General features: G+C 73.3%; 9 protein-coding genes. All 9 read right to left on the bottom strand.

The genetic code is table 11. The annotated features are described in order from the left end of the window. Window positions 1-44: 44 nt before the first annotated feature. Entirely contained in the window at window positions 45-1,001 is a 957-nt protein-coding gene (locus tag ACIRJT_RS27810; RefSeq protein ID WP_403914187.1) for a bifunctional riboflavin kinase/FAD synthetase, read from the bottom strand. A 43-nt stretch (window positions 1,002-1,044) separates the two neighbouring features. Next, the gene (locus tag ACIRJT_RS27815) at window positions 1,045-4,596 is read right to left on the bottom strand and encodes a trypsin-like peptidase domain-containing protein (protein WP_403914190.1); all 3,552 of its coding nucleotides are present in this window, start codon (window positions 4,594-4,596) and stop codon (window positions 1,045-1,047) included. A gap of 204 nt (window positions 4,597-4,800) precedes the next feature. Continuing rightward, the gene (truB, locus tag ACIRJT_RS27820) at window positions 4,801-5,700 is read right to left on the bottom strand and encodes a tRNA pseudouridine(55) synthase TruB (RefSeq protein ID WP_403914192.1); all 900 of its coding nucleotides are present in this window, start codon (window positions 5,698-5,700) and stop codon (window positions 4,801-4,803) included. Continuing rightward, window positions 5,697-6,200 carry a 30S ribosome-binding factor RbfA gene (gene rbfA / locus ACIRJT_RS27825; protein WP_403914195.1) on the bottom strand — a complete coding sequence of 168 codons (504 nt, stop codon included), beginning with the start codon at window positions 6,198-6,200 and terminating at the stop codon, window positions 5,697-5,699. Before rbfA ends, truB begins: the two co-directional genes overlap by 4 nt. Window positions 6,201-6,236: 36 nt before the next feature. Then, a complete protein-coding gene (locus tag ACIRJT_RS27830) occupies window positions 6,237-6,530 on the bottom strand; it encodes a DUF503 domain-containing protein (RefSeq protein WP_403914196.1) in 294 nt (97 codons plus the stop codon). A 199-nt stretch (window positions 6,531-6,729) separates the two neighbouring features. Continuing rightward, complete coding sequence (gene infB / locus ACIRJT_RS27835; RefSeq protein WP_403914199.1) at window positions 6,730-9,885, bottom strand: translation initiation factor IF-2; 3,156 nt, start codon at window positions 9,883-9,885, stop codon at window positions 6,730-6,732. 152 nt (window positions 9,886-10,037) lie between these two features. Then, a complete protein-coding gene (locus ACIRJT_RS27840; protein WP_179888882.1) occupies window positions 10,038-10,316 on the bottom strand; it encodes a YlxR family protein in 279 nt (92 codons plus the stop codon). A 113-nt stretch (window positions 10,317-10,429) separates the two neighbouring features. Beyond that, complete coding sequence (nusA, locus tag ACIRJT_RS27845; protein WP_007452815.1) at window positions 10,430-11,470, bottom strand: transcription termination factor NusA; 1,041 nt, start codon at window positions 11,468-11,470, stop codon at window positions 10,430-10,432. A gap of 2 nt (window positions 11,471-11,472) precedes the next feature. Next, the gene (rimP, locus tag ACIRJT_RS27850) at window positions 11,473-11,976 is read right to left on the bottom strand and encodes a ribosome maturation factor RimP (RefSeq protein ID WP_215107249.1); all 504 of its coding nucleotides are present in this window, start codon (window positions 11,974-11,976) and stop codon (window positions 11,473-11,475) included. Between the last annotated feature and the right edge of the window lie 39 nt (window positions 11,977-12,015).

A 12,015-nucleotide genomic window follows, 5' to 3' on the forward strand; every position in this document is an offset into this window, starting at 1 on the left:
TCCGCCGTCCCCGGGCGGATCGCACGGCGGGGTGGGGCCTGTCGTCAGTGGGTGCCGTCGTACGCGGCGGTCAGCTCGCTGGAGCGCTTCACATCGGCGGCCATGGCGACCAGGAGGTCGTCGACCGAGTCGAACTTCAGCATGCCGCGGACGTACGCGAGGAAGTCGACGGCCACGTGCAGCCCGTACAGCTCCAGGTCGACGCGGTCGATGGCGTACGCCTCGACGGTCCGCTCGACGCCGTCGAACTGCGGATTCGTGCCGACCGAGATCGCGGCGGGCATCGACTCGCCGGCCACCTCCAGCCATCCGGCGTAGACGCCGTCGGCGGGAATCGCGGTGTGCGGCAGGGTCTCGACGTTGGCCGTCGGGAAGCCCAGCTTCCGGCCGCGCTGCGCGCCGCGCACCACGATGCCCTCGACCCGGTGCGGGCGGCCGAGGATCTCGGCGGCGCCGGAGACGTCCCCCTCGGCGATCAGCCGCCGGGTGAGCGTGGAGGAGAACGGCTGTCCGCCGCCCGCCTCGCCGGTGACGTACAGGTCGATGACCTCGACGGTGTAGTCGTAGGCGACGCCCAGCTCGGTCAGGAGCGCGACGTTCCCTGCGGCCTTGTGGCCGAAGCGGAAGTTGGGGCCCTCGATGACGGTCCTGGCGTGCAGCCGGTCGACGAGGACCTTCGCGATGAAGTCGGCGGGCGACAGCTTGGAGAACTCGGCGGTGAACGGCAGGATCAGCAGGGCGTCCACGCCCAGCCGGTCCATCAGCTCGGCGCGGCGGTGGTGCGGGGCGAGCAGCGGCGGGTGGCTGCCGGGGCGGACGACCTCGCTGGGGTGCGGGTCGAAGGTGACGACGACGGACGGGACGCCCAGCTCACGGGCGCGCTCGACGGCCCGGCCGATGATCAGCTGGTGTCCGCGGTGCACGCCGTCGTAGGAGCCGATGGTGACGACGCTGCGTCCCCAGTCCTGGGGGATGTCCTCCAAGCCACGCCAGCGCTGCACTGTGACCGCTCCTCGCCCGAACCTGTGTACGTGTGTATGTCGATTACGCAGGTCTAAGACTGCCATGCTCACGTCCCGCCGCCTGCATCGGCATCGGCATCGACGGGCGTGATGTCTCCAACGCCTCGACCGTGCGCCGGGCGCTCGGCCCCACGACCGCCGCCCACTCCTGCGGGGCGTCGGCCAGCCAGCGGGTGACGAGTGCGGCGAATCCGGGCACGTCGCGGGCGAGCTCGACCAGGCCCCGGTCGAAGCGGGCGGCGCCCTCGGGGGTGCGGACCAACAGCATCCCGGTGCGGTGGACGAGTGCGCGCGTACGGACCTCCGGGCGGCGCTCGGAGCCCTCGGCGGCGGCCCGGAGCAGGGCCTCCAGCACATCCGGGTCCCGGCCGGTGACCTGCTCGAACTCCAGCAGGACCTCCAGCAGCTCCGCCCGCAGCGGCCGGGACTCGGCGCTCCCCGCCCCGGCGAGGACCCGGGCGAGCGCGGCGCGCACCGGCGGCGGTGCGGGGCGGTCCCGCAGCAGCCCGGTCACCAGGGGCAGGAGAAGTGCCCGGGCGGCCGGACCGTGCTCCAGGCGCAGGTCGACGTACTCGGCGGCGTGCGTGCCGTCCTCGGGATGGGCGTCGATGTACTCCCGTACGAGTCCGGCGACGTGCAGCGCGAGCGCGGGCGTGTCGAGCCCGGCCAGCGCCCGCAGCACCGCTCCCCCACCGTCTCCGGGGCGGGCGAGGCGGGCACGGAGGGCGGCGAGGACCGCCTTCTGGTGAGCGGGGAACACCTCGGCGAGCAGTTCGACGGGCAGCCGGGGGTCTCCGGCGGCGAACGCCCGCAGGGCATCGGGGAGGTGGCTCGCCCTCGCCACCGGGTCGCGGACGAGGAGGCTGAGGGCGGCGGCGTGCAGGGCGACGTCCTCGGGCCGGTCCAGCAGCACGAGAGCGGCGGAGCGCAGCAGGGCCAGGTCGCCCTCGGCCGTGACCCGCTGCTGGAGGAGCCCGGCGTAGCGGGCGGCGGCGGAGCGGCGGGCCGGGCGGTCCTCGTCGCGGGCCCAGCGCTCCACGGCCCGGCAGAGCGCGGTGGGCCCGTCCTCGGCGAGGGCGAGCAGCAGTTCCCCGGCGCGTCGGTGCGGAGTGGCGATCAGCGCGTCGGCCAGGCCGTCGGGGGCGAGGTCGCGGCGGGCGTACAGCAGGGCCTGCGCGGCGGCGGCGACCGTGGGCCGCAGCGGGACGTCCGGAGCGTCGGGGCCCACGAGCAGCGGGCGTTCGTCGGTGAACCAGCGGCACAGCAGCGGCTGCACGGCCGGGGCGTCGAGGGTGAGGCGGCGGGCGACCGCGTCCAGATAGCGTTCGTCGCCGTCGGTGCGGGGCAGCCCGTCGGCGGGCACCAGGCGGCGGAGCAGATCGATCCGGTCCTCCTCGGGCAGCCTCAGCCGCCGCCAGAACCAGGGCCCGAACTCCCCGTACGCCCCGAGGCCGCCGGGTCCTCCGGGGGCGGCGGAGCGGCGGGTGATGCGTCCGGCGAGGACCCGCAGGACGCCGAGATAGGGGCGGGCGTCGGGCACTCGCAGCAGGCTGCCGTTCAGCAGGTGGGCCGCCCACCAGGCGGCGTCCTCGTCGCGCGGGCCCGCGTCGGTCCACAGCCGGTCCAGCGCCTCGATCAGGTCGGCCATCCGGTGCGCGAGCGCGGCGGTGCCCTGACGGCGGCCCAGGAGGACCATCGCCTGGATCACCGGTCCGATGCGGTGCCGGGGCACGGGCAGGCTGCGGGGTTCTCCGGCGGTGCGGGGGTGCGGCACCCGGTCCGGGCCGCCACTCCCCCGGTGCCAGCGGTGCACCAGGGACCGCAGGGCCGCGTCCAGGTCGAGGTGGGCGCCCTGCACCCAGTCGCCGAGCTCCTCGTGGGCGAAGCGGTAGCCCGCCCCGGCGGGGACGAGGAGGCCCTCGGTGAGGACGGCGGAGGCCCAGCCGGTGCGCCAGGGGAAGACCTCCTCGAACGCCACCCGGTCCAGCTCGCCCTGGCCCGGGCCCAGGCAGCGGCGGGCCGCCTCGTGGACCTGGCCCGCCACGCGCGCGGCGAGCCGGCGCACGGCGGCGCCGCGGGGCTGTTCGTCGGCGGCGGCCGCGATCCGGACCGCGACGCGCACGCACAGCAGGTCGAGGTGGGCGCCGAAGACGTCCTCCGCGTCGGGGCGGCCCGGCACACCGGGCGGCAGTGCGGCGCGGACCTCGGCGAGGAGCCGCAGGGTGAGCGGGTGCCGGTCGTGGCCGGGGGCGAGGGCGGCGGCCGGGATGCCGTAGGCCTCCTTGGCCCGCTCGGCCTGATCGGGTGCGAGGTCGCCGAGGCGCAGGGCGGGCGGCAGCCGGCGGGCGGGGCGGTCCGGGAGGTGCAGGGCGCCCGGCGGGTAGAGGAGGCCCGCGGTCTCCCAGTGCTCGGGGCGGCAGGCCACGACGAGCATGACGCCCCGTTCGCGCAGCCAGGCGGCGGTGCCCGCCGTCCAGGCGGCGAGCCGGTGGGCCAGCAGTGGCGGCATCTCCTCGGGGCCGTCGAGGACCACCAGGAGCGGCTGCCCGGCGTCGGCGGCGAGCCGGGCGACGCGCTCCGGGGTGGCCGTGTTCATGTCGCCGCGGGCGCCGGCGGCGGTGACGATCCGGGCCGCGCGGGTGAGCGTGCGGCCCGCGGCGTCCGCGATCGAGGAGTCCTCCGCCAGCAGGTCCGCGCCGCGCAGCCAGAGGGTGGGCGCGGGCGTGCCACCGTCCGCGCGGCGGGCGGCGAGGGCGGCCAGCTCGGTGGTGCGGCCGGTGCCGGGCGCTCCGACGAGGCCGAGGACCGGGCCCGTACCGGCTGCGAAGGCGGCGAGCTCGGCGTGGACGTCGGCGCGCTCGACGGGGGCGGTGCGGGCTCGGGGGCCGTCCGCCGAGCCGACGGAGGTGGCGGTGAGCTGGAGGGCCCCGGCGAGGTTGAGGTCGGGGCCGTAGGCGGGGGCGGCGGTGGCGTTGCGGCGCAGCAGGGCGTCCAGCGCGTCGTCCGCGCCCCGGGTGATCGGGAGGGCGAGGCCGGCCGCCTCGTGCGGGGCGGTGAGGGCGGTGCAGAGGATGCCGACGACCGCGCCGGTGGCCGGGTCGGTGACGGGCCCGCCGATGGCCGCGCCCCCGGAGCGCAGGGCGTCGCGGCCGTCGGTGCCGAGGGCCAGCTCCAGGGCGGCGGGGACCGGGTGGCCGACGCCGTCCGGTGCGGTGTAGGTGGCGGGGGTGGTGCCGAGCACCCGGGCCTCGCGCCGTCCGTGGGCGGCGATGTCCACGTAGCCGCCGGGTTCGGCGCGGTCGCGTCCGGCGATGGGCAGGGGCTCCGCGTCGAGGGCGTCGGGGCCGCCGGTGCGCAAGAGGGCGAGGCCGAGGGCGGGCAGCGCGGTGATGTCGTCGGGGGCGACGGCGCGGGTGCGTCCGTCGGTGCCGTGGAGGAGGAGCGGGCCCGGTGAGGTCACGGCCTGGTGGGCGGTGACGACCGTGCCGCGGTCGTCCGCGACGAATCCCGTCCCTCGCGGCCGGCCGGCCTGATCACAGATTCTTACCAGCTTCGACCGGTCCCCACTGCCCATGGTGCGACGTTAGGCCGCCGGTGATCGCCCGGAGCGCGCGGACGGTGAAAGCGCCCCCCACGCCCCCGGTATTCACTCCGAGCGCCCGTCCGATGGGGTGAATAGGCGTGTCCCTCGGAGAGCAGGAATGGTGCCGGGGAGGGGAACGTGGAGCGGGCACCGGGTGGGGCACGGGTGCCCGCTCCACGGATGACGGGGTGTGGCTCAGGCGAAGACGGCGAGGCTCTTGGCCTTGCCCTTCTCCTCCTCGACGAGCACGAGGAACGCGCCGTCGGGCCCGAAGACCGCGACGGGCCCCGGCGGATGGGCGGGCATGTCCAGCCGTACGCCGTTGAGGAGCAGCTTGGCGCGCTTCTCGTCCACGTCCCAGCGGGAGAACGCCGAGGCGGCCGCCTCGGCGACCGGCATCACGGTCAACTCCTCCTGGTGCTGGTCGAGCGTCCGGGCCGCGTCCAGTCCGTACGGGCCGACCCGGGTGCGGCGCAGCGCGGTGAGGTGGCCGCCGACGCCGAGCCCTGCGCCGAGGTCGCGGGCGATGGCCCGGATGTACGTGCCCGAGGAGCAGACCACGGAGACGACCAGGTCGAGGACGGGGGTGCCGTCCTCGGCGACGGCCTCGCGGACGTCGTAGACGCGGAAGGAGGAGACGGTCACCGGGCGGGCCGGGATCTCGAACTCCTCGCCGCCGCGCACCCGCGCGTAGGACCTCTTGCCGTCGATCTTGATGGCGCTGACCTTGGACGGGACCTGCATGATCCGGCCGGTCAGCGCGGCGACCCCGGCGTCGATGGACTCGCGGGTCACGCCGGAGGCGTCGGTGGACGAGGTGATCTCGCCCTCGGCGTCGTCGGTGACGGTGTCCTGGCCGAGCCGGATCGTGCCGAGGTACTCCTTCTCGGTCAGGGCGAGGTGGCCCAGCAGCTTGGTGGCCCGCTGGACGCCGAGCACGAGGACGCCGGTCGCCATCGGGTCCAGCGTGCCGGCGTGGCCGACCCGCCGGGTGCGGGCGATGCCGCGCATCTTGGCGACGACGTCGTGCGAAGTGAAGCCGGACGGCTTGTCGACGATGACAAGGCCGTCCGGCGTGGTGGTCTGCTCGGTCATGCGGAGGCCGGGCCCTCGTTCTTCTCGGAGGATCCGTCGGTCCCGGTCCCGGTCTCGTCGGTCCCGGTCTCGTCGTCCTCGTCCTCGGGCTTGCGGTACGGGTCGGCGTCGCCGGCGTAGCTCGCGCCCGTGGACACCTGGCGCACCTCCGCGTCCTTGGCCCGCGCCTTGTCGAGGAGGTCCTCGATGGTGCGGGCGTTGTCCGGGAGGGCGTCCGGGACGAAGGCCAGGCTCGGCGTGAACCTGACCCCGGTCTGCCGGCCGACCTCGGTGCGGAGGACGCCCTTGGCGCTCTCCAGTGCCGCGGCGGAGGCCGCGCGCTCCTCGTCGTCGCCGTAGACCGTGTAGAAGACCGTGGCCTCCCGCAGGTCTCCGGTGACCCGGGCGTCCGTGATCGTCACGAATCCCAGCCGCGGATCCTTGATTCGCCGGTCCAGGGTCTCCGCGACCACGACCTGGATGCGATCGGCCAGCTTGCGGGCCCGCGCGTTGTCGGTCACCGGTCCGTCACTCTTCCTTCTGATTTCGCTCGACTGTCAGTCTTCGTCACTGTGCAGCCGCCGTCTCACCGACAGCAGCTCCACCTCGGGGCGTCCCGCGACCAGCCGTTCGCAGCGGTCCAGTACGTCCGTGAGGTGTCCGGTGTCACCGGAGACCACGGCAAGGCCGATCTCGGCCCTGCGGTGGAGATTCTGTCCGCCTGTCTCGGCCACGCTCACCGCGCATCTGCGCTGGAGCTCGGCGACGATCGGGCGGACGACGGAACGCTTCTCCTTCAACGACCGTACGTCGCCGAGGAGCAGATCGAAGGACAGGGTCCCCACATACATGTGTGTCCGGATGTCCCGCCGGTTCGGGTTCGTGCCCCGCCAGAGCTTGCCGGGGACATCAGAACCGTACCGGAACGGCCGGAGCCGATCGACGGAAATACGACCCGTCGACCGGCCCCGACCTCGGTGGAGGGGGTCCGGGAGCGAACTCCCGGACCTCTTCCGCATCCCTGCGGATCCTCGCGGACCCGAGAGTTGATCAGCCTCGCGGCTTCTCGCGCATCTCGTACGTCGCGATGACGTCGTCGATCTTGATGTCGTTGAAGTTTCCGAGGTTGATACCGCCCTCGAAGCCTTCGCGGATCTCGGTGACGTCGTCCTTGAAGCGGCGCAGACCGGAGATGTTGAGGCTCTCCGCGATGACCTTGCCATCGCGCAGCAGGCGCGCCTTGGTGTTGCGCTTGACCTCGCCGGAGCGGACCAGCACACCGGCGATGTTGCCCAGCTTGGACGAGCGGAAGATCTCGCGGATCTCCGCCGTGCCGAGCTCGACCTCTTCGTACTCCGGCTTGAGCAGACCCTTGAGGGCCGCTTCGATCTCTTCGATCGCCTGGTAGATGACCGAGTAGTACCGGACGTCCACGCCTTCGCGCTCGGCCATCTGCTCGGCACGCCCTGCGGCGCGCACGTTGAAGCCGATCACGATGGCGTCGGAGCCGGTCGCCAGGTTGATGTCCGACTCGGTGACCGCACCCACACCGCGGTGCAGGATCCGGATGTCGACCTCTTCGCCGACGTCGAGCTGGAGCAGCGAGGACTCGAGAGCCTCCACCGAACCGGACGCGTCGCCCTTGATGATGAGGTTGAGCTCCTGGACCAGACCGGCCTTGAGCGCCTCGTCCAGGTTCTCCAGGGAGAACCGGACGCCCTTGCGGGCGAAGTTGGCGTTGCGCTCACGGGCGGCACGCTTCTCGGCGATCTGACGGGCCGTACGGTCCTCGTCGACCACCAGGAGGTTGTCGCCGGCTCCCGGGACGTTGGTGAGACCGAGCACCAGGACGGGGGTCGAGGGACCCGCTTCCTGGACGTTCTGACCGCTGTCGTCGAGCATGGCGCGGACTCGGCCGTAGGCGTCGCCCACGACCACCGTGTCACCGATGCGCAGCGTTCCGCGCTGGACCAGGACGGTCGAGACGGCACCGCGACCGCGGTCGAGGTGGGACTCGATCGCAATACCCTGCGCGTCCTGCTCCGGGTTGGCCCGCAGGTCGAGCGAGGCGTCGGCGGTGAGGACGACGGCCTCCAGGAGGGCCTCGATGTTGAGGCCCTGCTTGGCGGAGATGTCGACGAACATGGTGTCGCCGCCGTACTCCTCGGCCACCAGACCGAACTCGGTGAGCTGACCGCGCACCTTGGTCGGGTCGGCGCCCTCGACGTCGATCTTGTTGACCGCGACCACGATCGGCACCTCGGCCGCCTTGGCGTGGTTCAGCGCCTCGATCGTCTGGGGCATCACACCGTCGTTGGCCGCCACCACGAGGATCGCGATGTCGGTCGACTTCGCACCACGGGCACGCATGGCGGTGAACGCCTCGTGACCGGGGGTGTCGATGAAGGTGATCTTGCGGTCCTCGCCGTTGACCTCGGAGGAGACCTGGTACGCACCGATGTGCTGCGTGATACCGCCGGCCTCGCCCGCGACCACGTTCGTCTTGCGGATCGCGTCCAGCAGTCGGGTCTTGCCGTGGTCGACGTGGCCCATGACGGTCACGACCGGCGGACGCGAGACCAGAGCCTCTTCGCCGCCCTCGTCCTCGCCGAACTCGATGTCGAAGGACTCGAGCAGCTCGCGGTCCTCCTCCTCGGGGCTGACGATCTCCAGGACGTAGTTCATCTCCTCGGCGAGAAGCCGGAGCGTCTCGTCGGAAACGGACTGCGTTGCGGTGACCATCTCGCCGAGGTTCATCATCACGGCGACGAGCGACGCCGGGTTGGCGTTGATCTTCTCCGCGAAGTCGGTGAGCGAGGCGCCGCGCGACAGCCGGACGGGCTGTCCGTTGCCGCGAGGCAGCATGACGCCGCCGACCGACGGGGCCTGCATGGCCTCGTACTCCTGGCGCCTCTGCCGCTTCGACTTGCGGCCACGACGCGCCGGACCGCCGGGACGGCCGAACGCACCCTGTGTTCCACCGCGGGCACCGGGGCCGCCGGGACGGCCACCGAAGCCGGGACGACCGCCGAAGCCGCCGCCGCCACCGGGACGACCGGCACCGCCGCCGCCACCGGGACCGGCCGGACGACCGGCGAAGCCGCCGCCACCGCCGCCACCGGGACGACCCGCGAAGCCGCCGCCGCCACCGGGACGACCGCCGCCACCGGCACCGCCGGGACGACCGCCACCGCCGCCGGGACCACGGCCACCGCCGGGGCCACCGCCGGGACGCGGACCCGCGGCGGGACGCTGCGGCATCATGCCCGGGTTCGGACGGTTACCGGCGGGACCGCCGCCGGGACGCGGGGACTGCGGGCGAGGCATGCCGCCCGGAGTGGGACGGGCGCCGCCCTGACCCTGACCGCCCTGCGGACGCGGGGCGCCGCCGGGGCCACTGCCCTGGGGACGCGGGGCGCCGGGGCGCTCCGAGCCGCCACCGGGGCGCGGGGCACCACCCGGACGGGGCGCGCCGGGGCGCGCCATGCCGGTGGAACCGCCGGAGGTGAAGGGGTTGTTGCCCGGACGGGGACCGGCCGGACGGGCGCCGCCGGGGCGCGGGGCGCCCTGGCCCGCGGGACGTGCGGGGCGGTCGCCGCCACGCTCGCCACCACGGCCGCCGTCGCGCTGGCCACCGTCACGGCCGCCGTCGCGCTGGCCGCCGTCACGCTGACCGCCGGCCGGAGCCGGACGGGCGGGTGCGGGACGGGGGCCGGGGGTGGCACCCGCGGGACGCGGGGCCTGGGACTGCTGCGGGGCAGCCGGCTGGGCCGGAGCCGGAGCCGAGAACTCGGCGGCCGGGACCGGGGTCACCGGGGCCGCCTTCGGCGCGGGCTTCGGGCCCGGACGGGGGCCCGTGGACGGCGCGGAGGGCGCCGCCGGGGTGCTGCTGGGGGTCTCGGCCTCGGCGGCCGGCTTGGGAGCCGGTGCGCCGGGCTTCGGGGCCCCGGGACGTGCCGCAGCGGCCGGGGAGGGCGCTGCGGGCTTCACGGGCGCCGCCTTGCGGGGCGCACCGGGCTTGGCAGCGGACTTGCCGGCGTTGCCGCCGGGCCCCTGCAGTGCGTCGGTCAACTTACGTACAACCGGCGCCTCGATCGTCGAGGACGCCGAACGGACGAATTCACCGAGTTCTTGGAGCTTGGCCATGACGACCTTGCTCTCGACGCCGAACTCCTTGGCGAGTTCGTATACCCGGACCTTAGCCACTTCGCTCCTTTTAGGTCCGGGTTACCGCCGGACCGTCGCTACTTCATGGGCGTACTCATCGCGTACTCATCGAGTGCTGCTCATCGCAATCTCGACCTACTTCCAACTCGCGAGGTACCTGACCGCACGGGGACCCGTGCCGTTCACTTTTCCTACGGTGCAACCCGCTCGACGAACCGCGTCAGTGCCGCGGTGTCGAACGGCCCCTTGGCCTTGAAGGCCCGGGAGAACGCCCGGCGGCGGACCGCCAGGTCGAGGCAGACGGAGACGGGGTGCACGTAAGCACCCCGGCCGGGCAGCGTACCGCGTGGATCAGGGGCGCAGGCGCCCTCGTCCACCACGATGCGCAGCAGCTCGCTCTTGATCGCTCGCTCCCGGCATCCCACACAGGTTCGCTCGGGGCAAGCGCGGGCTTGCGTCCGGCCAGACACGTTTAAGTCTACCTCCCCGTACCGACCTCGCCGCTTTGGGGCAAAAATCGAACGGATGTTGTCGTGATCTCAGCGGCGTACCGCTCAGATCTATTCCCTGGAGCCCCTCCGGGTCAACGCCTTTCCGAGCGCTCCCGGGCCCGCTCGGCCCGCTCGCGGTCGGCGTTCTCGCGCTCCTCGTCCGTCTCGGTGTCCGGACGGATGTCGATGCGCCAGCCGGTCAGGCGGGCGGCGAGGCGGGCGTTCTGGCCCTCCTTGCCGATCGCCAGCGACAGCTGGTAGTCCGGCACGGTGACGCGGGCGGAGCGGGCGCCGAGGTCGACGACCTCGACCTTGCTCACCCGGGCGGGCGAGAGGGCGTTGGCGACCATCTCGGCCGGGTCGTCGGACCAGTCCACGATGTCGATCTTCTCGCCGTGCAGTTCGGCCATGACGTTGCGCACACGGCTGCCCATCGGGCCGATGCAGGCACCCTTGGGGTTCAGGCCGGCCCGGGTGGAGCGCACGGCGATCTTGGTGCGGTGGCCGGCCTCGCGGGCGATGGCCTCGATGACCACCGAGCCGTCCGCGATCTCCGGGACCTCCAGCGCGAAGAGCTTCTTCACCAGGTTCGGGTGGGTGCGCGAGAGCGTCACCGACGGACCGCGGACGCCCTTGGCGACCCGTACGACATACGTACGAAGGCGCAGGCCGTGCACGTACTCCTCGCCCGGGACCTGCTCCTGGACCGGCAGCATGGCTTCCATCTTGCCGATGTCGACCAGGACGTTCTTGGGGTCCTTGCCCTGCTGGACGACGCCCGTGACGACATCGCCCTCGTGGCCCGCGTACTCCCCGAAGGTGCGGTCGTCCTCGGCGTCGCGCAGCCGCTGCAGGATGACCTGCTTGGCGGTGGTCGCGGCGATCCGGCCGAATCCGGACGGGGTGTCGTCGAACTCCTTGGGCTCCTGGCCCTCTTCGAGGTCGGCCGGGTCCTCCTTGGCCCACACCGTGACGTGACCGTTCGCGTCGAGCTCCACACGAGCACGGCGGTGGCTGCCGTCGGTGCGGTGGTAGGCGATGAGGAGGGCCGACTCGATCGCCCCGACGAGCACGTCGAAGGGGATCTCCTTGTCCTGCGCCAAGCCCTTCAGAAGCTTCACATCGATGTCCACGGCTACGCCTCCTCTTCCTTCTTGTCCTTGCGGTTGAATTCGATCTCCACGCGCGCCTTGGCGATCTCGTCGAAGGCGAGGCGGCGGGCGGTGGGCTTGCGGCCCTTGACGCCGGGCACTTCGAGGTCGAGCCCGTCCTCGTCCACCGCGAGGATGCGGGCGACCAGCTCACCGGAGCCGTCGCCGGCCAGGTGGAACCTGGCCAGCCGGCCGATGGCGCGTACGTAGTGGCGGTGCTCGGTCAGCGGGCGGTCAGCGCCGGGGGAGCTGACTTCGAGGACGTACTCGCCCTCGCCCATCGCGTCGGTCTCGTCCAGCTTCTCGGAGATCGCGCGGCTCAGCTCCGCGCAGGCGTCCAGCTCCACGCCCTCCTCGGAGTCCACGATGATCCGCAGCACTCCTCGGCGGCCGGCCCGGGACACCTCGATCTCCTCGAGGTCCAGTTGCTGCGCGCTGACGAGCGGTTCCAGCAACCCGCGCAGCCTTTCGCTCTGGGTGGTGCTCATCCGGGTGACTCCTCGGCCGCGTGTGCTGTTGTGGGGATC

Origin of the sequence: Streptomyces sp. NPDC102283 (assembly GCF_044766265.1) — a bacterium.
Classification (GTDB): domain Bacteria; phylum Actinomycetota; class Actinomycetes; order Streptomycetales; family Streptomycetaceae; genus Streptomyces.